The sequence below is a fragment of the Micromonospora sp. NPDC049230 genome, assembly GCF_040647875.1.
GTDB lineage: Bacteria > Actinomycetota > Actinomycetes > Mycobacteriales > Micromonosporaceae > Micromonospora.
Genome location: NZ_JBEZCZ010000012.1, coordinates 142,179 through 166,468 on the forward strand (window position 1 = coordinate 142,179; position 24,290 = coordinate 166,468).

Consider the following 24,290-nt stretch of genomic DNA (forward strand, 5'->3'; position numbering starts at 1 on the left):
TGCGCGCGGTGACGCGTGTGGGGCGGTCTTATTTAACCCTGTCGGGCGGCGTCGGTGGGCCAGGCACGTCCCGCGTGCGCAGCCCCTTCGATGTCGCGGGGGGGATCAGTCGTTGAACACCAGGACCCAGTCGGCGACACAGGCCGGTTTGGTCTCGCCCTCGATCTCCACCCGCATCCGCACCACCACCCGCGCTCCGGCACCCATCCGGCGGGCCTCCAGGAGGGTCGCGACGCCGCGCACCCGGGCGCCGACCGGGACCGGGGCACGCATGCGCACCTTGTCCAACCCGGCGTTGATGACCAGGCGGACGCCGTCGACCTGCACCAACTCGGACAGGAAGGTGGCGCAGAGCGAGAGCGTGAGCATGCCGTGCGCGACGGTGGTGCCGAAGGGACTCTCTGCCGCCGCCCGCGTCTGGTCGACGTGGATCCACTGGTGGTCACCTGTCGCGTCGGCGAACGCGTTGATGCGGGCCTGGTCGACGAGGTGCCACCCGGTGGTGCCGAGCGGCTGGCCGGTGCGCTCGAGCAGGGCGTCGACGGTGTCGTATCGGCTCACAGTGCCCACCTTTCCGGCGACGACGGCCCATCCGCAACCCCACGTGTCGATACCGGCGGCGGTCGATCACCGACCGCCCGGCTGGTGACCGGCTTGTCGCAACGACCGACCGGAGGTCTCGGGGCGTCGGGAGCCGAGCTGCCTACCCCTGTCAGGATGTGGTTGCCGCCGGGCGAGGTCGCAATACTTCGAGTCATGAACGCGAGAGGACAGCTCGGCGACTTTCTCCAGGCCCGACGCTCCCAGCTGAGGCCGCAGGACGCGGGCGTGGCGACGTACGGCGACCGGCGTCGCGTGCGAGGGTTGCGCCGGGAGGAACTGGCCCTGCTGGCCGGAGTGAGCGCTTCGTACTATTCGCGGTTGGAGCAGGGGCAGGCCGTCAACGCCTCACCCGAGGTCCTTGAGGCGCTCGCCCGGGCACTACAACTCGACGAGGCGGAACGTCGCCACCTGGGCGAACTCGCGGCCGGGTCCCGCCGTCGGCCCTCGGTCCGGCGTCCGCCGGCGGAGCGGGTGAGCCCGGCGGTGCGCCAGCTCGTCGCGACGCTCGGTGACGTACCAGTGGTGGTCCTCGGTCGTCGTTCCGACGTGCTGGCCTGGAACGTCGGGGGTCATGCCCTGTTCGCCGGCCATCTGGACGACACGCTCCCCGAGCGGCCGGACCAGGGCCCGAACCTGGCACGGCTGGTGTTCCTGGACGCGCACACCCGCGACCTGTACGTGGACTGGCCCGCCAAGGCCCGCGCGGTGGTGGCGACGCTGCGGATGGTCTCCGGGCAGCATCCGAACGACCCGTTGCTGACGGCACTGGTGGGGGAGCTGACGGTGCGCAGCCCGGAGTTCGGTGCCATGTGGGCTGACCACCGGGTCAAGGCCGGCGGCGGCAGCGTCTACGAGATGCGCCACCCGCTGGTCGGCACGATGACCGTGACCCAGCAGGCCCTGCGGACCGAGGACGGTCAGACGGTCGTCGTCGGCACCACCGAACCCGGTTCGGCGTCGCACGCGGCGATGACACTGCTCCTGCACGGCGCCGTCACCTCGCGCGCCGGCACTCGGCAGTCGGCGACCATGCGCGAATAGCGCCCCTTTTCCCATCGGCTCGAATTGAGGTGCTCCGCCAGGAGCGCCGGACCCTTCGCGCCCGTATCAGCCGAATTTCATCGGCTTTTCGAAAGGAACAGAAATGCGCAGGAGAATGATGACTCTCGCGGTGGCTCTCGCGGCGGTCGGGGTCGGTGTCGTGGCGGTCCCACCGTTGGGTGTCGCCCAGGCCGGGACGGCACGGGCAACCGCCGTCGGATCGGCCGGGCTGTCCGCCGTGTCGTCGCCCTCGCGGATCGCGGTTCACTTCGATCTGGCGAACGGGCAGATGCCCGAGAACATCGCGCTGGCCCCGGACGGCACGGCGTACGTCACCTTCGCCGCCGCCCGCCAGGTGGCCGCGGTGACCCCGTCCGGTGCGACGCGGATCCTGGCGACGATGCCCGCGCCGGCCGACGGCGGCGTCAACACGCCGGTGCTGAAGTTCGCGCTGACCACCGGCATCGTCCGGATGACCGACGGCACCCTCTACTTCCTCTACGCCAGCGGTGCCGCCGCCACCACCGGCCTGTACCGGCTGCGCCCCGGCCGGGCCCCGCAGCGCATCGCCGCCCTGCCTGCCGACGGACTGCCCAACGGCCTGGCGTTCGACGCGGTGGCGAGCCGGTTCTACCTCACCGACTCGGTGCTCGGCACGATCTCGACGGTCCCCCTGGGAGGCGGCCGCGCCGAGGTGTGGTCCTCGGCACCCGAACTCGCCTCGACCGGGTTCCTCGGCGCCAACGGCATCAAGGTGCGCGCCGACGCCATCTGGGTGACGAACCTCGACCAGGGAACGTTGCTGCGCGTCCCGCTGCGGCACGGCCGTCCCGGAGGTGTCCGGGTGGTGGCGACCGGCCTCGTCGGCATCGACGACTTCACCTTCGTCGGCACCGGTGAGCACCAGGTCGTCGCCGCTCTCAACGGGCCGAACACGGTGGTGGGCATCGACGCCGCCGGCCGTTCGCGAACGCTGCTGAGCGCCGCCGACGGGCTACAGAACCCGACCTCGGTGGCCGTCCGTGGCCGCACCCTCTACGTGCTCAGTGCCGCGTACACCACCGGTGCCGACCCCAACCTGGCGCTGGCCACCCTGCCGCGCCGCTGACCCGTTGCCCGCCGCCGTCGCAGGACGGCGGCGGGCGCTCGTGCGCCGGGGCTTTGCCATCATCGGGTCGGGGTGGTGGTCGCGGGACGCCAGGCCAGCCAGCCACGGCAGAGCACGTAGGCCGTCGCGACGACGGCGACCAGCCCGAGGTCGATGAAGGCCGACAGGCGGGCCTCGGAGACGTCCCCGATCGTCATGCCGAACACGACGAGGGCGGTCTTGCCGGCGAGCAGGATCTCCCAGACGCCCGCCGACCGGCGTGGCCGGAACGCGAGCAGGGCGAAGAGCGCGGCGAAGATGGCGAAGCTGGAGACTCGCCAGCCCTCGATGAACAGGCGGTCGTCGGGGGCGGCGAGGGTCAGCAGGAGGCCGTTGACGAACGCCACGACTGTGGCGAGCGCGGCGACGGCCGCGAACCCGCGACCGATGCGGTCGGCGAGAGGGGCGGGGGTGGTGGTCATGAGAACTCCATCTCTGCGCTACGGACTTTAACTTACATCCGTTAACTTACAGACTTATCTAACGCCTGTAAAGTTATGGGCGATGGCGAGGGGAAGTCGTCGGCCATACGCTGGCACCGGTAGAAGGACGTGGAGCTGCGCACCTCATCGGGGCGGGGCGATCCGCTCCGTCGCGACTCTCAGAGCTGGGCAGTGCATGCGCGTCATTCCGGGTAGGACTCCGAAGTACATGGTCATCCGCGACGACCTGATCAGGCGGATCGGCAGTGGTGAGTTCGCTCCCGGTGACGCCCTGCCCGGCCAGCGGCACCTGAGCGAGGAGTACGGCGTCAGCCTCATGACGTTGCGGCAGGCTCTGGACGAGCTCTGCGATAGGGGAGTGGTGGAGCAGTTTCCCGGCAAGGGCACCTACGTCCGGGCGACGCCGGTCCCGTACTCGATGGGCAACCTGCGCAGCCTCGCCGACGACCTGCGTGCGCACGGCATCGAGGTGCTGACCCGGGTGCTCGGCCGCGAGATCGTCGCGGTGCCGGACGAGATCGCCGCGCGGTTGGGGGTCCCCGCGGGCGACAAGGTGCTCCGGCTGGAGCGGGTCCGGGTCGTCCGGGGCGCGCCGCTGATCCATCAGCTGTCCTATGTTCCACAGCCCTTCGGCGACCTGGTCAAGGGCGTCGACTTCGAGAGGCACGAGCTGTACGCCGTGCTCGCCGAACGGGCCGGCGCGGTGGCCGTGCAGGCCGAGGAGACGATCTCGCCGGTGCTCATGCCCGAGCGCGTCGGCGCTCTGCTCGGCCTGCCGGCCGGCGAGCCGGCGATGCGCAGCGAGCGGATCACCCGCGACGCCGACCGGCGCACGCTTGTCGTCGACGTCGCCGTCCTCGCGGGAAACAGCGTCGTGATCATGAATATTCGCGAGGCCAGCGGCCATCAGGTCAGCTACGCGGTCGGCGGCGGCCGGCCGGCCTGACACCACCCGCGGGGGTACGCCCCAGGTGGGGTGCGCCGAAACTGTTCTAGAACTATCTCGCCACAGATACCTCGTCACCGGCACGCCCGACTACGTCGTCGCCTGTGTCGGCGGCGGGTCCAACGCGGCCGGCACGTTCGCCGGCTTCGTCGACACGCCGGCCCGGTTGGTCGGCGTCGAGGCGGCCGGTGGCGCCGCGATCTGCGGCGGCACCCCCGGTGTGCTGCACGGCTTCCGCTCCCTGGTGCTCCAGGACGAGCACGGGCAGATTCGTGAGGCCCACTCGATCGCGGCGGGTCTGGACTACCCGGGTGTCGGGCCGGAACACGCGCACCTGGCCGAGTCGGGCCGGGCCAGCTACGTGACAGTGGACGACGCCGAGGTGGTCGCCGCCACCCACCGGCTGGCCCGCGCCGAGGGCATCCTCTGCGCGCTGGAATCCGCGCACGCGGTCGCCTGGGTGATCCGCGCCGCCGGCGACGGCACGATCCCCCCGGGCTCGACGGTGCTGCTCACCCTCTCCGGTCGGGGCGACAAGGACATGGCGACCCTGATGGAGCTGTCGTGAACGCACTGGAGACCCGCACCCGCGCGGCCAGGGCCGCCGGCCGCACACTGCTCGTGCCGTACGTGACAGGCGGGGTCACCGACAACTGGACCGACCTGTTGCGGGCCGCCGTGGACGCGGGCGCCGACGCCATCGAGATCGGCCTTCCGTTCTCCGACCCCACCCTGGACGGCCCGGTCGTGCAGGAGTCGTCGTACCGGGCCCTGCGGCGGGGCACCACCGCCCGGCGGATCCTCGACGAGGTCGCCCGGCTGGCGCTGCCCGTGCCGCTTGTCGCGTTCACCTACGCCAACCTGGTCCTGCACGACGGCGCCGACCGGTTCTGCGCCGCGCTCGCCGACGCCGGGGTGGGCGGCCTGATCGTGCCGGACCTGCCCGTGGACGAGGTGGAGCCGGTCGCCGCCGCGGCGGACACCCTGCTCGACCTCGTGTTGCTCGCCTCCCCGGTGACCGCGCCGCATCGTCGCGACGAGATCGCCAAGCGCAGCCGGGGCTTCGTCTACGCGGTGAGTGTCATGGCGACCACCGGCGAGCAGTCGACGTTGGGCGAGGCCGGCGAGCGGTTGGTGACGTCGCTGCGCCAGGCCACGGACCTGCCCGTGGTCCTGGGCTTCGGCATCTCCGGTCCGCGGCAGGCGGCCGAGGCCGCCCGGTACGCCGACGGGGTCGTGGTGGGCTCGGCGCTCATGCGTCGCGTGCTCGACGGGGCCTCGGCGGCGGAACTGGGTGTCTTCCTCACCCAGCTCCGGACGGCGCTGGACGGCGCGTGACGTGACCGTCGAGGTGTAGCGCGCCCAACCCCGTACTCTTAAGGTTCTTTGAAGTTTCGTGGCTCAGCCTGGAAGTTGGCAAACCGGCTCACTAACCTCATCCCGCCCGGATCATCGCTAGCTTGACGATCCGGGCAAAGTCCCCTGAGGAAGGTTGCCAACACCAATGAGGCTGTCCCGTCGTACCCTGCTCGGCACCGCGGTGGCCGGCACCGCCGTCTCCGTCGCCGGAGTCTCGTTCGACGCCTACGCGGCCGAACCCGCCGCGGCTGCGGTCAGTCCTCCCGGCGACGTCGTCGGCAAGGTCACCGTCGGCTACCAGGGATGGTTCACCGGGGCCGGCGACGGGAGCCCGCTGGCGGGCTGGTGGCACTACGGCCAGGACTGGCAGAAAACCCCCTCGCCGGTCAACGAGGCCCTCAAGTCGTGGCCGGACGTGCGTGACTACGAGCGGGTCTACAAGACCGGATACCAGAACCTGGGCAACGGGCAGCCGGCCTCGCTGTTCTCGTCCTACGACCAGCAGACAGTGGACACCCACTTCCGCTGGATGCGGGAGAACGGGCTGGACACCGCGGCCCTCCAGCGCTTCAACCCGGTCGGCGGGGAGGGCCCGATCCGCGACGCCGTCACGATCAAGGTGCGCAACGCCGCCGAGCGGTTCGGGCGCAAGTTCTACATCATGTACGACGTCAGCGGCTGGACGACCATGCAGCAGCAGATCAAGGACGACTGGGTCAACAAGATGAGGGCGTACACGACCTCCCCGGCGTACGCGAGGCAGAACGGCAAACCGGTCGTCGGGATCTGGGGCTTCGGCTTCAACGACGAGAACCACCCGTGGAGCGCCGCGGTCTGCCTCGATGTGATCACCTGGTTCAAGGCGCAGGGCGTGTACGTCATGGGCGGCACGCCGACGCACTGGCGCACCAGCGACGGCACCCAGGACTCGCGGGTCGGATTCGCCGACGTCTACCACGCGTACGACATGATCTCGCCCTGGATGGTGGGCCGGATCGGCGACCAGGCCGGGTCGGACTGGTTCTACACCAACGTCACGGTGCCCGACGTGCGGGACTGCGTGGCGCACGGCATCGACTACCAGCCGTGTGTGTTGCCCGGTGACCTCCAGGAGCGGCAGCGCGCGCACGGCGACTTCATGTGGCGACAGTTCTACAACGTGATCCGGGCGGGCGCTCCGGCGATCTACATCTCGATGTTCGACGAGTACAACGAGGGCAACCAGATCGCCAAGACCGCGGAGAGCGCGGCGTTCGTCCCGGTCGGCTCGAAGTTCCTGCCGCTGGACGAGGACGGCACGGCCTGCTCGGCGGACTACTACCTGCGGCTTGCCGGTGACGGTGGCCGGATGCTCAAGGGCGCTATCGCGTTGACCGCCAACCGGCCGACCGCCCCGGTGATCGGTGCGACCCCGCCCACCACCGCGGCCGTCGGCGTCCGCTCCCGCGCCAACGGCCTTTTCGTGGGCGGCTCACCGCTTGTCGCCTCGCTGACCTCCGCGTCGGAGAAGTTCACAGTCGTCGACGCCGGCGGCGGTATCGTGGCCCTCAGGTCCACCAGGACCGGCAAGTACGTCTGCGCCGAGCAGGCCGGCGCGGCGGCGCTGGTGGCCGACCGGGACGTCGTCGGCGGTTGGGAGACGTTCACCCAGGTGGCGAACCCGGACGGCAGCGTCAGTTTCCGCAGCAGCGCGAACGACATGTACGTCTGCGCGGACAACGCCGGCACCGACCCGTTGATCGCGAATCGCGCGGCGGTCGGTCCGTGGGAGTCCTTCGACCTCGTCTAGCGGCGCGTGCCGCCAAGGCTCTGCCTTCCCGCTGGCCCGGGGGGAGGGCGTCTGTCAATCCTGGACAGCCTCTCCCGGGACACGCACGCGCGGACGGCTGTGCGCTGCGCGGATGCCCTGGGTGCCGCGCCGGCCTTTGCCTGCTCGATGCCGTACATCCGATGTATCGGCCTCTGGAGTGCCGTCGGCCGGCGCTGTCCGATACGCCGCCCTGTTGGGCCGCGTCCGTCCGTTGCCAAGTCCCCGCAGAAGCGTCCTGTGGGGTGGTGCGGAGCTTGCCATCGATCGATCGTTGCCGATTGCGTGGCGCCGGAGTAACCTTCGCGAAACACATCAGATGTCTGCCCGACTCGGGGCTCGACGCTGGCCTGCTCGACAAGGTCCTGGTCGGCCCGCGAAGCGGACCCATCTCGGTTACCACAGTTGTCACGCATCGGGGTGGCCGGATCGGTCACCGTTTGGAGGATCGATGTCAGACCTGACCCGACGCCAAGCCCTCAAGATCGGTGCGGCCGGTGCGGGCGGTGCCCTCCTGCCGCTGCCCTGGACGGCCGTGGCCAAAGCGGGCTCGGTGGCGCCGCCACAGGTGCTGGCCGCCAATGACCTCGCGCTCTGGTACGACGAGTCCGCCGGCACCGACTGGCTACGGGCCTTGCCGATCGGCAACGGTCGGCTCGGCGCGATGGTCTTCGGCAACGTCGACACCGAACGACTCCAGCTCAACGAGGACACCGTCTGGGCCGGTGGGCCCCACGACCCCAGCAACCCCAGAGGCGCGGGAGCACTTGCGGAGATCCGGCGACTGGTCAACGCGAACCAGTGGACCCAGGCCCAGGATCTGATCAACCAGACCATGATGGGCAACCCCGGCGGCCAGCTGGCCTACCAGACCGTCGGCAACCTCCGGCTCGCGTTCGGCTCCGCCAGCGGCGCCTCTCAGTACAACCGGACGCTGGACCTCACCACCGCCACCGCCACGACGACGTACGTGCTCAACGGCGTCCGGCACCAGCGGGAGGTGTTCGCCAGCGCACCGGACCAGGTCATCGCGATCCGACTGACCGCCGACCGGACCGGCTCGATCAGCTTCACCGCCACCTTCGACAGCCCGCAGCGCACCTCGGTGTCCAGCCCCGACGGCGCCACTATCGGCCTCGACGGCGTCTCCGGAAACATGGAGGGCGTCACCGGCCAGGTCCGCTTCCTCGCGCTGGCCAACGCGACGGTCACCGGCGGCAGCGTGTCCAGCTCCGGCGGCACCCTGCGGGTGACGAACGCCAACAGCGTGACCCTGCTGGTCTCCATCGGCACCAGCTACGTCAACTACCGCAACGTCGGCGGCGACTACCAGGGCATCGCCCGGCAGCGCCTCACCGCCGCGCGGGCCAGCAGCTACGACCAGTTGCGCAGCCGGCACGTGGCCGACTACCAGGCGCTGTTCGGCCGGGTCACCCTGGACCTGGGCCGCACCGCCGCGGCCGACCAGACGACGGACGTCCGGATCGCCCAGCACAACAGCGTCAACGACCCGCAGTTCTCCGCGCTGCTGTTCCAGTTCGGGCGGTACCTGCTGATCTCGTCCTCGCGGCCCGGCACGCAGCCGGCCAACCTCCAGGGCATCTGGAACGACTCGCTGACCCCCTCCTGGGACTCGAAGTACACGATCAACGCCAACCTGCCGATGAACTACTGGCCGGCCAACACCACGAACCTGGCCGAGTGCCACAACCCGGTCTTCGACCTGGTCCGGGACCTCGCCGTCGCCGGCACCCGGACCGCCCAGGTGCAGTACGGCGCCGCCAGTGGCTGGGTCACCCACCACAACACCGACGCGTGGCGGGCCACCGCGGTGGTGGACGGCGCGTTCTGGGGCATGTGGCAGACCGGTGGCGCCTGGCTGTCCACGTTGATCTGGGACCACTACCTGTTCAACGGCGACATCGAGTTCCTGCGGACGAACTACCCGGCCATGAAGGGCGCGGCGCAGTTCTTCCTCAACACCCTGGTGACCGAACCGACCCTCGGCTACCTGGTGACCAACCCGTCGAACTCGCCGGAGCTCAGCCACCACTCGAACGCCAGCGTGTGCGCCGGCCCCACGATGGACAACCAGATCCTGCGGGACCTGTTCGACGCGTGCGCCCGCGCCAGCGAGATCCTCGACGTGGACAGCACCTTCCGGGCCCAGGTTCGCGCCACCCGGGACCGCCTCCCACCCATGAAGATCGGCTCGCGCGGCAACATCATGGAGTGGCTCTACGACTGGGTGGAGACCGAGCCCAACCACCGGCACATCTCGCACCTGTACGGGCTGGCCCCCAGCAACCAGATCACCAAGCGCGGCACCCCGCAGCTGTTCGAGGCCGCCCGTCGGACCCTGGCGCTGCGCGGTGACGACGGGACGGGCTGGTCGTTGGCCTGGAAAATCAACTTCTGGGCGCGGATGGAGGAGGGCAAGCGGGCGCACGACCTGATCCGCTACCTCGCCACCACCGCACGGCTCGCGCCCAACATGTTCGACCTGCACCCGCCGTTCCAGATCGACGGCAACTTCGGCGCCACCGCCGGCATCGCCGAGATGCTGTTGCAGAGCCACGCCGGCGAGCTGCACCTCCTGCCCGCGCTGCCGCCGGCCTGGCCCAGTGGGCGAGTGGCCGGCCTGCGGGGTCGGGGCGGGCACACCGTCGACATCACCTGGAGCAGCGGTCAGGCCACCGAGATCCTCGTCCGACCGGACCGCGCCGGCACCGTCCGCCTGCGCGCCCGGATCCTCACCGGCACCGTCACCGTCGTCGACACCGCCGACGGTACGGCGGCCCGGGTCACCCGGATCGAGTCCGACCTGATCGAGGTCACCGTGCAGGCCGGGCGCACCTACCGGGTCACCAGCACGGGCGTCGCCCTACCGACGCTGGAGCAGAGCTTCAGCAACGTCGGCATCAGCAGCGACAGCAACACCAACGTCGCGAACATCGACGGTGGCGGGGCGTCGCTCTCGGCGCAGGCCCTCGCCGCCGCCGGTGCCAGCCCGGGCGGCACGGTGAGCCGCAACGGGGTCACCTTCCGGTGGCCCAACGTCAGCTCGGGTGCCGCCGACAACGCCATCGCCTCCGGGCAGACGATCAGCGTGACCGGCACGGGCAGCACCCTCGGCTTCCTCCTGACCGGCACCTACGGCGCCCCGTCGGGCACCGGCACCGTGGTCTACGCCGACGGCACCCGCCAGACGTTCACCCTGAGCACGCCCGACTGGTACGGCGGGCCGAGTTCGGCGGGCACCGCGGCCATCGTGTCGGCGTACCAGAACCGGCCCAACAACCAGCGGCAGAACACCGCCGCCTGCATCTACTACGTGGGTGTCGCGTTGCAGAGCAAGGCTGTCGCCTCGGTCGTGTTGCCCAACATCAGCGCCCGGCCGGCGACGAACGTGTCGACCATGCACATCTTCGCCATCGCCATCGGCGGCTGACCGCGACGCATCCTGCTCGGGGGAGCGTGACCGGGCCCGTCCCCACTGGGACGGGCCCGGTCACGGTTGGGCGGAACCCTAACGAATGCGCTCCCCTCGGCTCTCGACCCGGAAGTAGTCGAACGCGACGTCGAGATCGGTGGAGGTGCCGGCCCGGTTGAAGGCCAGCAGCCCGGCCTTCGTCGTCTCGACGTTCAACGTCGTGGAGCCGATGTAGCGGTAGACGCTCCCGTCGCGGGAGTAGTAGGCGCGGTAGCTGTCCCCGATCTTGGTGAGTCGGAGCCAGATGGCGCCGTCGGCCCCGACGATGCGCTGGGCGTCCGCGCCGGTGATCTCCACGGTCGACGTCGCGCCGTTCTGCTCGCGCAGCAGGACCAGCCGGGTCTTGTTGACGGCCGCTGTCGCGCTGCCCATCTCCCAGGCCAGCTTCACGTAGTTGTCGTCGTCGGCGTACCCGATGACACCGCCCTGTTCGTTGTTGTTGGCCAGCGGGCGGGAGAAGACGATCCTGGATTCCACTGTCCAGTCACCGTCGACGTCCTGCAAGGCCAGGTTCTTCGCGGTGTTGGTGCTGCCCTGGAGGTCGCCCTGCTGGGTGGTGATGACAAGCGACCCGTCGGCCAGACGCCACCGGCTGTCGTCGGGTCGTACCCACTGCCACTGGGAGCCGAGTGCGGCCGAGCGGAACTCGTCGCTGCCGGTGAGCGTGGTGTTCAGGTCCACCGTGTAGACCGACGTCGTCCCGCCGTTGGTGACGGTGACCCGGGCCTGCCCGGTGGCGCTGCCCGCCTGCTCGACCGCGACGGTGGCGGCGGGATCGGCGGCCCTGGCGGTGACCGTCGGCACGGCCGTGGTGCCGGGCGGCGTGAGGGCGTTGTAGTGCAGCACCGCCGGTGCGAAGGAGGTCAGCGGCTTCCCGTCGACGCGCAGGCTCGTCAGCGTCGTGTCGGGCACCAGGTTGAAGACGTAGTTCTTCACGAGCGGGCCGAAGAAGCTCTCCGTCGTGACCTTGACGACCGCCTGCCCGGGAACGCTCGCCGCCTGGGAGACGATCTGGTAGCGCGCCTTGCGGTCGGCCGTCCGCACCTTCGTGATGGTGGGGGAGCCCCCGGCGCGAACCGGGATGGTGTACGACGTGTCGGACAGGTTGAAGCCGCCGAACTCCCTGCCGTTCACCACGATCTTCGCCGAGAGGGGCGCGTCGTCGACCGGGATGGCCCGGCCGCTGAACTCCTTCCAGTAGTTCACCGACGTGTCCCGCCAGTCGGCGGCGTCCGTCTCGTGGACGGCCAGCTTGGCGCGGACCTCAGCGAACCGTCGCGCGTCGATGTCGGCCCGGAGCGTCTCCCAGGTCTCCCGCATCCAGGTCACGTACTGCACACCCATCTGGTAGCGGTAGACCAGCTCGTCCCAGAACGGTCGGCCGCTGTCCATCCGATGGCCCCACGGCACGTGGTGGAACCACATCAGCAGGTTCTCCGGGACCGAGTCGATGTCCCCGTAGCGCCGCTGGAGCCGGGGGAAGTACTGGGCGGCGAGGTTACTGCCGGTGGGGGAGCGGTCGTAGCCGAGGCCGACGCTGTCGGCCTGGTTGTAGTAGACCGGGCTCCAGTCGTCGCGGCCCGCCCAGTCGGCCGGGTCGGGCCGGTAGTGGGCGCCCTCGGCGAACTGGTGGCCGATGCCCAGCGGCGTCTGGTAGCTCACCAGCGCCTCCCACGACCCCATCATCATCTTCCGGATGGTGTCGACGACACGCCTGTCGTTGCCCCAGGTCATCCGGACCCAGTCGGTCGCGATGTCGGTCGAGTCGAGCGTCCAGTCCCAGGCCTGCCGGCCGAAGGCGAAGAGGTTCGCCTGGGCGAAGTGGTGCCCGGTCAGGTTGTCGGCGTTACCGAGGTTGGCGACACCCACGATGGCGGTGTCCGGATGGTGCTGGGCGCTCCCGTCGACGATGTCGCCGACGAGGCGCTTCTTGAGCAGCTTCCCGTTCGCGTCGGTCGCGTACGTGTCGGTCTTGAGGATCTCCTCGTACATGGGCCCGAGGTAGGTCAGCATCCAGTTCTGGCCCGTGTACTCCTGGGTGATCTGGAGCTCCAGCGCCTGGTTGGTGTTCTCCATCCGGCCGAACATCGGGTGGATGGGCTCCCGGGCCTGGAAGTCCAGTGGCCCGTTCTTGGTCTGGAGGAACACGTTGTCGGCGAAGCGCCCTCTGCTGCCGTCGGATTGGACCTCGTCGTCGATCGGCCCGAACTCCAGGTAGGCCCGCTTGAGCCGGTCGTTGTCGACCTCGGCGTTGTAGACGAACGTCCGCCAGTGCACCGTCATCCCGAGGGGCGCGACAGCCGCTCCGATGGCGTTGGCGCCGTCGCCGTGGTCGTACCCGAAGTCCTGTGGCCCCGGCTGGCCCTCGGAGTTGGCCTTCACGGTGAAGCCCATGAAGTCCGGGATGGCGGCCTGGATCTGCTGCGCCCGGCGCTGCCACCAGCCCCGGAAGTCGGTGCCGTACGGGTCGAGTTGGCTGTTGGTCAGCGTGTCCGGTGCGAACCGGGCGTCAGTCGGCGCGGTGTAGCGGATCGACAGGCCCAGCTTGATGCCGTACGGACGCAGCGCATCGGCGAGGGCCGCCTCCTGCGCGATCCGGGCGCTCGTCAGGTACGCGTTGTCGGCGTTGACGTTGTTGATGGTGATGCCGTTGATGCCCAGCGACGCCAACGCGCGGGCCACGACGACGTAGCGGTCGAGGATGACGGGCAGGTTCTTGTCGGCACTCGCTCCGGTCGCCGCGAAGTTGAAGATCGCACCGCTCTCCCCGTTCAACCCACCCAGGCCGGAGGCGTTGTTGCCGGCGTAGAGCCGCTCGGTCTCCCAGTTGTTCAGCAGACGATGCTTGATCTTCGGGGACTCCGCGACCCGGAGGTGGTCGATGGGTTTCTGCGTCTGCATCAACCGCAGGAACGCGTAGGTCCCGTAGAGCGCGCCGAGGTCGGTGTTGCCGGCGATGACGGTGAACCGGTCCCTGCCGCGAGACAGCGAGCGGACGAGGTAGCCCTCGTCGCCGACCCCGGCCAGGTCCCGGGCCGGGATGAGGCGGCGCACCAGCGGCGAGCTGGTCGGCGTGCCCACCACGACAGCGCCATCGGGGACCCGGTCGCCGCTGACAGTCGTCACGGCTGCCGCCCGGTCGAGGAGCCCGCCCAGGCCGCGTACCAGCTCGTCGCGGGCCGCGCCGAGCGTGGTCTCGGCCAGCTTCTCGGTGGAGCCGGGCGCCATGGCGAGGTCGGCCGTGTGCCGGTGGACCCGGGTGGCGTCGGCGTTCTCGACAACGATCGACGTGGCGGTGCGGCGGTAGTCGCGCAGCAGCTTCGCGTCGCTGACCGGCACGTATCGCAACCACAGGTCGGAGCCGCCGTAGTCGGCCGGCGACTCGGCCGCGGTGGCGGGCGTGGTGGCGACGGCGAGGGTGGCCGCGACCGTGGCGAGCGCCGTGCCGAGCACGATGAGAACTCGCCGCAGCCTGGGCACCGGACCTCGGTTCATTGCCTTCTCCTCTGTTGTCCGATGGGGACGTCGATCGGGACGGCGTACGGACGCAGTGATGCGAATGAATGGAAGGTGCGCCGATCGTGTCCGGGCTGTCGCGGGCTGGGCAAGGAGTTGTCGTTTCTTGTCGCGCGTGCCCTCACCACAGGTGCGCCGCCGGGTTGGGCGCCGGCCGCTGGCGTACCCAGGGCGATCGGGCCCGACCCGGGCTCGGGTTGCGGGGGGCCGTGGAGTGGCGCACCACGAGGCGTACCGGGAGGACCATCGGTCGACCGGTGTGCCCGGGTGCCCCCTCGATCATCGTGAGCAGGTGTCGGGTCGCGGCCGAACCCTCCGCGTACAGAGGTGCCGCGACGGTGGTCAGCCCGGGTGTGACGATGTCGGCCGCGACGATGTTGTCGAAACCCACGATGCTGACGTCGCCCGGAACGTCGACGCCCCGCTGACCGAGACCGCGGATGAGGCCGATCGCCATCTGGTCGTTGAAGGCGAGGACCGCTGTTGTCGGGCGGGCGCACCACTCCTCGGCGGCCCGCTCGCCGCCGGCGATGGTCGGGCTGAAGGGGCCGATCTGGCGTACCTTGATCTCCAGCTCCATGCCGGCTTCGAGCAGCGACCGCCAGCGGATGCCGTTCGGCCAGGAAGCCTCCGGCCCGGCGACGTACGTGATGTGGTCGTGCCCCAGCTCACCGAGGTGTTCGACGGCCCGCCGCACACCCCGGGGGTTGTCCGTCACGACGCAGGGCACGTCGGCGATGGCGCGGTTGAGGACCACCACCGGCCGCTGCTTGGCGAACATCCGGATGGCGGAGTCGGACATCCGGCTGCTGGCCAGCACGATGCCGTCGACAGTCGACATGGTGCGTTCGATCGCCGCCCGTTCCCGTCGGTCGGACTCCTGGGCGTCGATCAGCACAGTGGTGTATTCGCTGTCGGTCGCCGCCTCCTGCGCACCGCGCACGATCTCGGCGTACACCGGGTTGCTGATGTCGGCGATGACCAGCGCGATCATGTGCGTGCGGGCGGTGCCGACGGTGCGCGCGAGGGGGTTGGTCCGATAGCCCAGCCGTTCGGCGACCTGCCGGACCCGCTCGGCGGTCTCGGAGTTGACGCGGCTCGGCCTGGAGAAGGCGCGGGACACAGTGGACGGCGAGACGCCGGCTTCGCTCGCGACGTCGTAGATCGTGACCCTCTTGTCGGGCGGCCTGGTGTGGTCGGGCATCTGCATGCTCCTCCCGGCTACGCGCCGTGATCATGGTATGACGGCGGTGCGGACTCGGCAATGCCCCCGCAACATTCCGCTGCCGCGAACGCATTCGCGCGAGGCAATACATGGCAACCCATTGCCGCCGCGGCACGCCGGCTGCCTGAATCAGCGGGATGACACCTGGCGGAGGGAACAGCTCATGGGTATGACGCGACGCGAGGCTCTCCTGGTCACGGCATCGTCGCTCCTCGTGGGCGCGGCCGGGTGCGGCGCACCCGAGGGCCCCGGCAAGTCCACCGGCGACACCACCGGCGAGGTGCCGCAGCGGCCCGGTCGGGCCGTGACGCTCAACGTCCTCGACGTTGCCGGCAACCTCCAGCTGACCCAGGGGATGATCGACGACTTCGTGGCCAAGAACCCCGGCGTGATCTCCCGGGTGACCTACTCGAAGGCACCGGCACCGGAGCTGGCCGGCAAGATCAAGGCCCAGCAGGGCGCGAACCGGGTGGACATCGGTCTCGTGCTGACCGGTGTGGACGGGCTGGCGGCGGGCATCGAACAGGGGCTCTGGCTCGACCTGCTGCCGACGTTCCAGGACCGCCTCGGCGGCATGCGTGACTACCTGGCACCGGCCGCCGCGATGCAGCAGCTCGCCGGCAACGCCGGCGTCACCGTCACCTACTACCCGTCCGGTCCGCTGCTCGAATACCTGCCGACCCGCCTGGCCACGCCGCCGACCAACGCGGCGGCCCTGCTCGCCTGGGCCCGGGCCAACCCCAAGAAGTTCCAGTACGCCCGGCCGGCCAACTCCGGCCCCGGTCGCACGTTCCTGATGGGCCTGCCCTACATCCTGGGCGACGCCAATCCCAAGGACCCCACAGCGGGGTGGGACAAGACCTGGGCCTTCCTCAAGGAGCTGGGCCAGTACGTGGACTACTACCCGTCCGGCACCACCGAGACGATGAAGAACCTCGCCAACGGCACGGCTCACCTGATCGTCAGCACGACCGGCTGGGACATCAACCCCCGGGTGCTGGGCACGGTGCCGAAGGAGGCCAGGATCGCCACGCTCGACGGCTTCCACTGGGTCACCGACGCGCACTACGCCGTGCTGCCCAAGGGCGTCTCGACCGACACGCAGGCGGCGGTGCTGGCCCTGCTGGCGTTCATGCTCACTCCCGAGCAGCAGGCCAAGGCGTACGACGAGGGCTACTTCTACCCGGGCCCGGCCGTGAAGGACGTCGGGCTCACCTCGGCACCGCAGAAGAGCCAGGACGCGATCCGGGAGTTCGGCCGCCCCGAGTACGAGGCGCTGATCGCCGGCAACCCGACCGAGGTGCCGCTGGACGCGAAGAGCCTCGTGGCGGCGTTCAACCGCTGGGACCGCGAGATCGGCGGCGGGAAGGTCAAGCAGGGATGAGCGCCTTCACCCAGCTGCGGTTGGACGGGGTGTCCCGTCGGTTCGGCGGTCAGGACGCGCTCACCGAGCTGGACCTCACCATCGAGACGGGCGAGTTCATCGCCCTGCTCGGCCCGTCCGGCTGCGGCAAGTCGACGGCCCTGAACTGCCTGGCCGGGCTCCTGCCACTGACCCGGGGGAGCATCTGGCAGGACGAGCGGCGGATCGACACACTGCCACCGGAGCGGCGGGGCTTCGGCATGGTGTTCCAGAGCTACGCCCTCTTCCCGCACCTGACGGTGCGGGCGAACATCGCCTTCGGGCTGCGCATGCGACGGCTGCCGAAGGAGGAGATTCGCCGGCGTACGGCGGAGGCGGTGCGACTGGTGCGACTGGAGGACCACGTCGACAAGCTGCCCGGCCAACTCTCCGGTGGGCAGCAGCAACGTGTCGCCATCGCCCGCGCGGTGGTGTTCGAGCCGTCGCTGGTGTTGATGGACGAGCCGTTGAGTAACCTCGACGCCAAACTGCGGCTGGAGATGCGTACCGAGATTCGCCGGCTGCACCAGTCGCTGGGGCTCACCACCGTCTACGTCACGCACGACCAGGAGGAGGCGCTCTCCCTGGCCGACCGGCTGGTGGTGTTGCGGGAGGGGCGGGTGCAGCAGGTCGGGTCGCCGCGCGAGTTGCACACCCGGCCGGCGAACTGGCACGTGGCCGACTTCATGGGCTACCGCAACCTGTGGCGGGGCCGGGTGGTGCGGCGCGACGGCGGCCGGGCCACCGTCGAGTCGTCCGGGCAACGCCTGCTCGGCGAGGCCGTCGGTGACCTCGCCGACGGCGCGGAGGTGGTGGTCGCGGTACGCCCCGAGGACATCCGCGTCGACGGGGCCGCAGGGACCTCCAACACCCTGTCGGCGACGATCGAGGTGGTGGAATACCAGGGCCGCGAGTTGGCGGCCGAGGCGCGTACCGACACCGGCCAGTCGCTGCACCTGCGTACCGAACAGCGGATCGCGCCCGGCGACCAGGTCAAGCTCGCCGTCGACCCGCAGCGGCTGCTCGTCTATCCCGCCGGCGCGACAGCGCAGGCCGACCGTCTCGCGGACGCCCCGGTGGCGACGCGGTGAGCGCCGCCGGCCCCGGCCGACCGGTGGCGCACCTGCGACACCGGCTCGCCGAACGGGGCATCGACCGCCAGCTCCTCCTGTTGGTCCCGGCGCTGGTCTTCGTCATCGCCCTGTTCCTCTACCCGTTCTTCTACGGGTTGACGCTGTCGTTCCAGCCCACGAACGGCGGGCCGTTCAGCGACTACGCCCGGTTCTTCTCCGACGCCTACGAGCGCGGCACGATCTGGATCACACTGCGGATCGCGCTGCCCGCCGCGCTCCTGAACGTCCTCGCCGCCGTGCCGATCGCCTACCGGATGCGCGGCCGGTTCCGGGGCAAGCGGCTGGTCACCACGCTGCTGGTCGTGCCGATCACGCTCGGCACCGTCCTCACCGCCCAGGGGCTGCTCAACTTCCTCGGCCCGACCGGTTGGTTCAACCGGATCCTGCTCGCCACGCACCTCGTCGACGAGCCGGTCCGACTGACCCACAACTACTGGGGCGTGTTCTTCTCACTGGTGATCACCGGCTTCCCGTTCGCGTTCCTGCTGGTGCTCTCCTACCTCTCCGGCATCGACCCCACCCTGGAACGGGCGGCCGCGACGCTGGGGGCGGACTGGCGTCGCCGGTTCACCCGAATCACCCTCCCGCTGCTGATGCCCGGCCTCGCCACGACGTTCTGCCTGACGTTCGTGCTGGCGTTCAGCGTGTTCCCGTCGGCCGTCCTGGTCGGCAACCCGGCCGGTGAGACGCGGGTCATCTCCCTCGCCGCCTACCAGGCGGCGTACGAGCAGTACGACTACCCGTACGCGTCGGCGATCGCCATGATCATGGGCTTCGTCGAGCTTGTCGTCATCGCCGTGGTGCTGGCCGCGCGCAGTCGTTTCTACACCGGCGCCACCGGAGGCAAGGGCTGATGACACTGACCACCCAGGCCCCACCCGCGCGACCCCCCGCAACAGGCACCGACCGGCGGCGGCGCGTCGCCGCGCGCCCGGTCGCCTGGATCGTGTGGGGCGTCGTCATCTTCTTCTTCGTCAACCTGCTGGGCGTCGTGGCGTCCGTGCTGGTCAGCTCGTTCGGCCAGCGGTGGTTCGACACCTGGCTCCCGGACGGCTACACCACCAGCTGGTACGGCCGGGCCTGGGACGAGTTCGCCCTCCTTCAGGTCATCGTCGTGACGCTTGAGGTCTCCGTCCTCGTCGTGGGTCTCGCGCTGCTGATCGGCGTGCCGGCGGCCTACGTCCTCGCGCGGCGGTCCTTCCCCGGCAAGCGGCTGATCTTCCTCGTGTTCCTGCTGCCGATCCTCATGCCCCCGATCACGTACGGCATCCCGCTGGCGACGGTCCTCTACAAGTTCGGGCTGGCCGGGAACATGTCCGGTGTGGTGCTCGCCAACCTCGTACCCTCGGTGCCCTTCGTCATCCTGACCATGACCCCGTTCATCGAGCAGATCGACCCGCGCATCGAGAGCGCCGCGCGGATGTGCGGCGCGGGTCTGCGTACGGTGTTCCTCCGGGTCCTCACGCCGCTGCTCGTGCCGGGCATCCTCGCCTCCGCGATCCTCGTCCTCGTCCGGACCGTCGGCATGTTCGAGCTGACCTTCCTGACCGCCGGGCCCGACTCGCAGACCCTCGTCGTGGCGCTCTACTACTCGATGTCCGCGTCCGGCATCCGGGCGCAGCAGTCGGTCGACGCCATGGCGGTCATCTACACGTCGATGATGCTCGTGCTGCTCGTCGTCGCCCTGCGCTACGTCAACCCGACCCAGCTCGTCGCCCAGGTCAAGGAGGACCCCGAGCACTGACGCCCGTCGACCGGCCCGGTCAGCCGCCCACCACGTCCCGGGCCGCCGTGGTGGTGGCCCGCCAGCCGACGCCCGGCCCGGCCGCCACCTCGTCGAGGATCTCGCCCACCCGGCCCACGACAGTGCGGAGGGCGGGCAGCTTCGCGCGCAGGCCGCGATAGGTCGTGGCAAGGGTCGGGTCGACAGCGACCGGCTCGGCGCGGGCACTCTCGGGACTGAGCCGGGTGACGGCGTCAGTGAGATCGGCGGCCAGGCCGATCGCGAAGAGCCCGAGCGCCGCCGCGCCGAGGGCGGCGTCGTCGTCCTCGCCGGCCACCTGGGTCGGACAGTCCAGGACCGCGGCCATCACCGCACGCCACAGCGGAGATCGGAACGCGCCGCCGGCCAGGCGAACGCCGCTGACCGGCGTCAGCTCGGCCAGGCGGTCCCGGACGCCGCCGAGGTGCAGGCACACACCCTCCACCGCGGCCCGCACCAGGTGACCCCGGGAGTGCTCGCTGCGCAAACCCAGGTACGCGCCCGGCAGGCCGGGATCCACCGCCGACGTCCGGTCGGCCAGCAGATAGGGCAGCATCACCAGGCCGTCGCTGCCCGGGGCGATCCGTTCGGCGAGCGCCAGCAGCTCGGGCGCGGCGAGCTGGTCGTCGGACGCCGGGCGAGGATCGGGTTCGAGGGCGCCACTGGCCCACCGCACCACGTTGCCGCCGTTGTTGACAGTCGTGCCGACCACCCACGCGTCCTCGGTCAGCGCGGCGCAGGAGAAGATCTCCGCCGGGTCGACGAGCGGAGCCGCGACGACAGTCCGCAGGGCCCCGGTGGCCGCGAGCGTCAGACCGGCGACACTACTGTCGATCGCCGCCATGCCCAGGGTGCTCGACGGGCCGTCACCCGCGCCCACCACGACAGGTGTGCCGGACGGCAGGCCGACCGCCCGCCCGGCCGCCGAGGAGAGCCGCAACACACCGGTCGTGGGCAGGACCGGCGGCAGCTGGCTGCCAGACACCCCGACCAGATCGAGTACGCTAGCACTCCACACCCGCCGGTGCACGTCGAACATGCCGGTGCCGGACGCCGACGACAGCTCGGTCACCAACGTCCCGGTCAGCCGATGGACCAGGTAGTCCTTCAGGCCGACCCACCACCGCGTCGCGGTGCAGAGGTACGGCTCGTGGCGGGCGAACCAGATGAGCTTGCACAGTGGGCTGCCCGGGTGCACGGGCGTGCCGGTGAGCCGGTGCAGCTCCCGGCTCTGGCCGGAGACCCGCAGGTCGCGAGCCACCTCCGCGGAGCGGGTGTCCCGCCCGGTCAGCAGCGGCGTCACCGGGCTGAGTGTCGCGTCCAGCCCGATCACGCCGTACCTGGGGGAGCTGACCGCGAGGGCCACGACCTCCGCCCCGGCGGTGTCGGCGACACACGCGGACACCGCCGCCAGGGTGGCCGCCACCAGCACGTCGGGGTCCTGGACCTGCCAGCCGGGCAGCGGTTGGAGCAGCGGGTACGCCCGTGTCCGGACGTGTCGGGCGGAGCCGTCCACCGCGAAAGCGCCCACCCGGACGGCGGTGGCGCCCACGTCGACCCCGAGGATGACACGACGCTCCGGCCCCATGAGCACATGGTCGAGCGGTGTTCGACGAGTGGGCAAGCGGTTGCGCACAGTTGTCGCGTCGTGTGGCACGACAACCGACAGCCCCAGCAGGGCCACGCCTACTGCGACCACGTTTCGACGGCAGCGGCGGCTACCACATGGCGCAATGACAAGCGTGAGGAGCGGGTGTGGGCCGCGTGGATCGTCTTGACTAGAACAAGTCCGGATCTGCCCACGAGCGGAGGTAGCCGAGACCGAGTACCGCCGCCGACATCAGCAGCAGGACCAATGGCACCACAAGCCACTGCCACCGCCCCCATCGTGGAGCGACAAACCCGATGTACAGGATTGCGCCAACGATGACGAGGATGACGGGGATCGTCAGAAGCCCAGCGATGATCTTCCGATTCGCGTTGAGATAGCCGGCAGCCACCGCCAGCAGGTAGATGATCGCGGCAGCAATCAGGTTCGCCACTACGTTGACCCCAGCATCGCGGGCCAGCTTTCGCCATCCTCGTTGACGGTGCTCCTCAGTCGCCACCAGACCAGAGTGCCCGACCACCGCCACGCACACGACGACCCAGCACAAGGCCCCTCAGTTCACCCCAGAGGCGCGGACCCGAGCCACCTTTCACCGGATCCCATCTCCAGACGGCACGCCCCCGGGTCAGGCCATGCAGTGGCCCGGCACGGAACTCCAACGCTGCGAATGGTTCGTCGACGTCCAGCAGACCGTGATCACGCGTCGCCTGACGGTGAGTGCGCGCGACTACGTCGGACATCTGTCGACGATCTCGGCGTATCTCACGCTGCCGACCTCACAGCGGGAGCAGGTCCTCAGCCAGATCGAGCAGATCCTGCCCGCGACGGTCGAGCTTTCCGCCGACATCATCGTGCATCTCGCCCGTCGACGCCCCGATCAGTGACCCCGGGGGCGCTCAGACCAGGAACTCCACCCGCGTCCGCGCGCCCAGGTTGATCCCGCCGATCGTCCGTGGGCCCGCCGACCGCCGAAGAAGAAGGAAGTCCGAGCGCTTCACCCGGCACCGATGTCAGACGTTGAAATTGCCGCCCTTGATGCCCCGGACGAAGCCGGCCCACTGACCCGCACCGAACGACAGCACCGGTCCCTGCTGGTCCTTGGAATCCCGCACCTGGGCGGTGTGATCCGTGTACCGAGCCTCCACGCACGCGCCGTTGCCGCCGCTGCGGGTGCTGGTGCGCCACTGGTTATCGAGCGCCTTCATGGTGTCTCCTTGTCACGAAGCTTCTTGATCAATGTGGTCGACGCCGTAGGTGACAGCGCGGCTGCCCGTAGGTCGCTGAACACCCGTGCGCACCTGTCGACGTCCTCGCCCTCAGCGTAGAGGTCACCGGTCAGTCCCTCGATGTAGACCACTCCGGGACCCTCCGCAAAGCCAAGGATGTGGAAGCTGGACACCATCGAGGCGTAGGCACCCTCGCGAAACGGGATGACCTGGATCGTGACGTTCCAGCGCTTCTGCGCTTCGAGCAAGATCGTGAGCTGTTCGACCATGACCTCCGGTCCACCGATCTGGCGGTGGAGTACCGCCTCGTCGATGACCGCAACGAGCTTCAGTTGACCATCACTCAGTAGCTTCTGTCGTTCCGTGCGTGCGGCGACTCGCTGGGCCACCCCATCCGGCGTCGGTTGCGAGGCGTCGGCGCCGATGATCGCTCGGGCGTACTCGGCGGTCTGGAGCAGGCCGGGCACCACAAGCGTTTCGAAGTTGTGGATCTCGGATGCTGCGGATTCCAGGCCGATGTACTGGCGGTAGGAGTTCGGCAGGTCGCCATACTTCGCCCACCAGCCGCGCTGCTTGCCGCTGCGAGCCATGGACAGCAACGTCTCCCGCAGCTCGGCATCGGTCACGCCGTAGCGATCCAGCAACGCATTCAGGGCTGGTCCTTTGAGCCCGACCCGGCCCTGCTCGATCCGGCGCAGGGTGCTCGGTGACACCTCGATCAGGTCGGCGGATTGCTCGACCGTCACGCCTGCTTCCTCGCGTGCTCGCTTGAGCTGTGCGCCGAGCTGGAACCTCAGGAACGTCGGGCTCTCCATAAGTGCCATCTTGCCTCGGCCCCCTCGCGTTAGCTCGCCCATACGCCGCGTGTCGCAAATGGCTACAGGTCGTTGACCCCGTCAATCTGCGCACGCAAAATGGCTGGTGTGATACACGCCGCGCAATCGCGAGGGAGCGTACATGTCCCGGCAGGTGAGCTACAAGGAGTACCTACTGGCGGTAGCGATGACCCTGGCTCGCAGGCACAAGCCGGTGTGGTCGTGGATCAAGTGGCGCAACGTCTGTAGGTGTGGGAACGAGCTGCCGTGCCGAGCCAGACACCGGATCCCGGTCAACCGGGGTCACTGGCCGGGTGAGAGCCGATGACCGCGCACGGCCCGGTCCTGCCGCTCTGGCTGTGCGAGGGATGCGACAGGCCCTGGCCCTGCGCCACGCGCCGAGGGGAGTTGCTGGATGGGTACGCCACGTCGCCGGTCGCGCTGGCCGGCTACCTGGGGTCGCACCTCAGCGCGGCCATGCAGGACCTGTCCTGGGCTCCCGCCGGCACCGGGTACCGCAGGTTCCTCGGGTGGCTGCCGTGAAGCCGGGAGACATCGTGCTGATCGGGGCCGCCTGCTCGGTGCAGTTCTCGGGGGACCGGGCGCTGAGGCTGCGTCTGGTGTCTGTCGGCGAGACCGACCCGTACAACGACTGGATCTGGCTCACCGGGTACGTGCGCCACGAGGCGCTATTCGATCGAGTGGAGGTGGGAGACCTGCACCGATGTCCTGTCGTGGTAGGGCATCGAAGCTGAGGGCAGTC

General features: G+C 69.9%; 22 protein-coding genes. 14 read left to right on the forward strand and 8 right to left on the reverse strand.

Annotation, left to right across the window (positions count from 1 at the left end; all coding sequences use genetic code 11):
• Positions 1-105 precede the first annotated feature (105 nt).
• Complete coding sequence (locus tag AB0A95_RS13730) at positions 106-561, reverse strand: MaoC family dehydratase (RefSeq protein ID WP_357556010.1); 456 nt, start codon at positions 559-561, stop codon at positions 106-108.
• A 195-nt stretch (positions 562-756) separates the two neighbouring features.
• Between AB0A95_RS13730 and AB0A95_RS13735 the strand changes: the two genes are divergently transcribed.
• Positions 757-1,644 carry a helix-turn-helix transcriptional regulator gene (locus AB0A95_RS13735; protein ID WP_357556011.1) on the forward strand — a complete coding sequence of 296 codons (888 nt, stop codon included), beginning with the start codon at positions 757-759 and terminating at the stop codon, positions 1,642-1,644.
• Between the two features lie 103 nt (positions 1,645-1,747).
• A complete protein-coding gene (locus tag AB0A95_RS13740; RefSeq protein WP_357556012.1) occupies positions 1,748-2,752 on the forward strand; it encodes a hypothetical protein in 1,005 nt (334 codons plus the stop codon).
• A 59-nt stretch (positions 2,753-2,811) separates the two neighbouring features.
• On the opposite strand, the gene AB0A95_RS13745 is transcribed toward AB0A95_RS13740, so the two are convergent.
• Positions 2,812-3,213: a hypothetical protein gene (locus AB0A95_RS13745; RefSeq protein ID WP_357556013.1), complete on the reverse strand. Its 402-nt coding sequence runs from the start codon at positions 3,211-3,213 to the stop codon at positions 2,812-2,814.
• Positions 3,214-3,409: 196 nt separating this feature from the next.
• Between AB0A95_RS13745 and AB0A95_RS13750 the strand changes: the two genes are divergently transcribed.
• The 5 genes from AB0A95_RS13750 (at position 3,410) to AB0A95_RS13770 (ending at position 10,797) form a co-directional block, all read left to right on the forward strand.
• On the forward strand, positions 3,410-4,180 hold the full coding sequence (locus AB0A95_RS13750) for a GntR family transcriptional regulator (protein WP_357556014.1): 771 nt from the start codon (positions 3,410-3,412) through the stop codon (positions 4,178-4,180).
• A complete protein-coding gene (locus tag AB0A95_RS13755) occupies positions 4,140-4,748 on the forward strand; it encodes a pyridoxal-phosphate dependent enzyme (RefSeq protein WP_357556036.1) in 609 nt (202 codons plus the stop codon). The genes AB0A95_RS13750 and AB0A95_RS13755 overlap by 41 nt, the downstream gene beginning before the upstream one ends.
• Positions 4,745-5,518: a tryptophan synthase subunit alpha gene (gene trpA, locus AB0A95_RS13760; RefSeq protein WP_357556015.1), complete on the forward strand. Its 774-nt coding sequence runs from the start codon at positions 4,745-4,747 to the stop codon at positions 5,516-5,518. The genes AB0A95_RS13755 and trpA overlap by 4 nt, the downstream gene beginning before the upstream one ends.
• 166 nt (positions 5,519-5,684) lie before the next feature.
• Positions 5,685-7,328 (forward strand): lectin, encoded by a 1,644-nt coding sequence (locus AB0A95_RS13765; protein ID WP_357556016.1) that lies wholly within the window; start codon positions 5,685-5,687, stop codon positions 7,326-7,328.
• A gap of 469 nt (positions 7,329-7,797) precedes the next feature.
• Positions 7,798-10,797 (forward strand): glycoside hydrolase family 95 protein, encoded by a 3,000-nt coding sequence (locus AB0A95_RS13770; RefSeq protein ID WP_357556017.1) that lies wholly within the window; start codon positions 7,798-7,800, stop codon positions 10,795-10,797.
• A gap of 78 nt (positions 10,798-10,875) precedes the next feature.
• On the opposite strand, the gene AB0A95_RS13775 is transcribed toward AB0A95_RS13770, so the two are convergent.
• Positions 10,876-14,334, reverse strand: coding sequence for an alpha-glucuronidase family glycosyl hydrolase (locus tag AB0A95_RS13775; protein WP_357556018.1), 3,459 nt, complete (start codon positions 14,332-14,334; stop codon positions 10,876-10,878).
• A 142-nt stretch (positions 14,335-14,476) separates the two neighbouring features.
• Positions 14,477-15,559 carry a LacI family DNA-binding transcriptional regulator gene (locus tag AB0A95_RS13780; RefSeq protein WP_357556019.1) on the reverse strand — a complete coding sequence of 361 codons (1,083 nt, stop codon included), beginning with the start codon at positions 15,557-15,559 and terminating at the stop codon, positions 14,477-14,479.
• Between the two features lie 184 nt (positions 15,560-15,743).
• Between AB0A95_RS13780 and AB0A95_RS13785 the strand changes: the two genes are divergently transcribed.
• From AB0A95_RS13785 to AB0A95_RS13800, 4 genes are read left to right on the forward strand one after another with little or no spacing between them, the layout of a single operon-like run.
• Positions 15,744-16,964, forward strand: a complete 1,221-nt coding sequence (locus tag AB0A95_RS13785) for an extracellular solute-binding protein (RefSeq protein WP_357556020.1) — start codon at positions 15,744-15,746, stop codon at positions 16,962-16,964.
• Positions 16,961-18,073, forward strand: coding sequence for an ABC transporter ATP-binding protein (locus AB0A95_RS13790; RefSeq protein ID WP_357556021.1), 1,113 nt, complete (start codon positions 16,961-16,963; stop codon positions 18,071-18,073). Before AB0A95_RS13785 ends, AB0A95_RS13790 begins: the two co-directional genes overlap by 4 nt.
• Positions 18,070-18,969 carry an ABC transporter permease gene (locus AB0A95_RS13795; RefSeq protein ID WP_357556022.1) on the forward strand — a complete coding sequence of 300 codons (900 nt, stop codon included), beginning with the start codon at positions 18,070-18,072 and terminating at the stop codon, positions 18,967-18,969. Before AB0A95_RS13790 ends, AB0A95_RS13795 begins: the two co-directional genes overlap by 4 nt.
• Complete coding sequence (locus AB0A95_RS13800; protein WP_357556023.1) at positions 18,969-19,859, forward strand: ABC transporter permease; 891 nt, start codon at positions 18,969-18,971, stop codon at positions 19,857-19,859. Before AB0A95_RS13795 ends, AB0A95_RS13800 begins: the two co-directional genes overlap by 1 nt.
• Positions 19,860-19,878: 19 nt before the next feature.
• Here the strand turns inward: AB0A95_RS13800 and AB0A95_RS13805 are convergent, their stop codons facing one another.
• Complete coding sequence (locus tag AB0A95_RS13805; RefSeq protein WP_357556024.1) at positions 19,879-21,465, reverse strand: FGGY family carbohydrate kinase; 1,587 nt, start codon at positions 21,463-21,465, stop codon at positions 19,879-19,881.
• Between the two features lie 190 nt (positions 21,466-21,655).
• On the reverse strand, positions 21,656-21,985 hold the full coding sequence (locus AB0A95_RS13810; RefSeq protein WP_357556025.1) for a hypothetical protein: 330 nt from the start codon (positions 21,983-21,985) through the stop codon (positions 21,656-21,658).
• A gap of 133 nt (positions 21,986-22,118) precedes the next feature.
• Here AB0A95_RS13810 and AB0A95_RS13815 point away from each other — a divergent pair, with 133 nt between their 5' ends.
• Complete coding sequence (locus AB0A95_RS13815) at positions 22,119-22,370, forward strand: hypothetical protein (RefSeq protein WP_357556026.1); 252 nt, start codon at positions 22,119-22,121, stop codon at positions 22,368-22,370.
• A gap of 126 nt (positions 22,371-22,496) precedes the next feature.
• Here the strand turns inward: AB0A95_RS13815 and AB0A95_RS13820 are convergent, their stop codons facing one another.
• Together AB0A95_RS13820 and AB0A95_RS13825 are read right to left on the reverse strand one after the other, a co-directional pair.
• Positions 22,497-22,691, reverse strand: coding sequence for a DUF397 domain-containing protein (locus AB0A95_RS13820; RefSeq protein WP_357556027.1), 195 nt, complete (start codon positions 22,689-22,691; stop codon positions 22,497-22,499).
• Positions 22,688-23,527, reverse strand: coding sequence for a helix-turn-helix transcriptional regulator (locus tag AB0A95_RS13825; RefSeq protein WP_357556028.1), 840 nt, complete (start codon positions 23,525-23,527; stop codon positions 22,688-22,690). Before AB0A95_RS13825 ends, AB0A95_RS13820 begins: the two co-directional genes overlap by 4 nt.
• A gap of 324 nt (positions 23,528-23,851) precedes the next feature.
• Between AB0A95_RS13825 and AB0A95_RS13830 the strand changes: the two genes are divergently transcribed.
• Together AB0A95_RS13830 and AB0A95_RS13835 are read left to right on the forward strand one after the other, a co-directional pair.
• On the forward strand, positions 23,852-24,070 hold the full coding sequence (locus AB0A95_RS13830; protein WP_357556029.1) for a hypothetical protein: 219 nt from the start codon (positions 23,852-23,854) through the stop codon (positions 24,068-24,070).
• Positions 24,058-24,282, forward strand: a complete 225-nt coding sequence (locus tag AB0A95_RS13835) for a hypothetical protein (RefSeq protein WP_357556030.1) — start codon at positions 24,058-24,060, stop codon at positions 24,280-24,282. The genes AB0A95_RS13830 and AB0A95_RS13835 overlap by 13 nt, the downstream gene beginning before the upstream one ends.
• Positions 24,283-24,290: the final 8 nt, after the last annotated feature.

Bases quoted from the DNA above. Each gene is read 5' to 3' on its own strand.
- AB0A95_RS13735 (WP_357556011.1), top strand. From the start codon at position 757: ATGAACGCGAGAGGACAGCTCGGCGACTTTCTCCAGGCCCGACGCTCC.
- AB0A95_RS13740 (WP_357556012.1), top strand. From the start codon at position 1,748: ATGCGCAGGAGAATGATGACTCTCGCGGTGGCTCTCGCGGCGGTCGGG.
- AB0A95_RS13745 (WP_357556013.1), bottom strand. From the start codon at position 3,213: ATGACCACCACCCCCGCCCCTCTCGCCGACCGCATCGGTCGCGGGTTC.
- AB0A95_RS13750 (WP_357556014.1), top strand. From the start codon at position 3,410: ATGCGCGTCATTCCGGGTAGGACTCCGAAGTACATGGTCATCCGCGAC.
- AB0A95_RS13765 (WP_357556016.1), top strand. From the start codon at position 5,685: ATGAGGCTGTCCCGTCGTACCCTGCTCGGCACCGCGGTGGCCGGCACC.
- AB0A95_RS13770 (WP_357556017.1), top strand. From the start codon at position 7,798: ATGTCAGACCTGACCCGACGCCAAGCCCTCAAGATCGGTGCGGCCGGT.
- AB0A95_RS13775 (WP_357556018.1), bottom strand. From the start codon at position 14,334: ATGAACCGAGGTCCGGTGCCCAGGCTGCGGCGAGTTCTCATCGTGCTC.
- AB0A95_RS13780 (WP_357556019.1), bottom strand. From the start codon at position 15,559: ATGCCCGACCACACCAGGCCGCCCGACAAGAGGGTCACGATCTACGAC.
- AB0A95_RS13785 (WP_357556020.1), top strand. From the start codon at position 15,744: ATGGGTATGACGCGACGCGAGGCTCTCCTGGTCACGGCATCGTCGCTC.
- AB0A95_RS13790 (WP_357556021.1), top strand. From the start codon at position 16,961: ATGAGCGCCTTCACCCAGCTGCGGTTGGACGGGGTGTCCCGTCGGTTC.
- AB0A95_RS13800 (WP_357556023.1), top strand. From the start codon at position 18,969: ATGACACTGACCACCCAGGCCCCACCCGCGCGACCCCCCGCAACAGGC.
- AB0A95_RS13805 (WP_357556024.1), bottom strand. From the start codon at position 21,465: ATGGGGCCGGAGCGTCGTGTCATCCTCGGGGTCGACGTGGGCGCCACC.
- AB0A95_RS13815 (WP_357556026.1), top strand. From the start codon at position 22,119: ATGCAGTGGCCCGGCACGGAACTCCAACGCTGCGAATGGTTCGTCGAC.
- AB0A95_RS13820 (WP_357556027.1), bottom strand. From the start codon at position 22,691: ATGAAGGCGCTCGATAACCAGTGGCGCACCAGCACCCGCAGCGGCGGC.
- AB0A95_RS13825 (WP_357556028.1), bottom strand. From the start codon at position 23,527: ATGGAGAGCCCGACGTTCCTGAGGTTCCAGCTCGGCGCACAGCTCAAG.
- AB0A95_RS13830 (WP_357556029.1), top strand. From the start codon at position 23,852: ATGACCGCGCACGGCCCGGTCCTGCCGCTCTGGCTGTGCGAGGGATGC.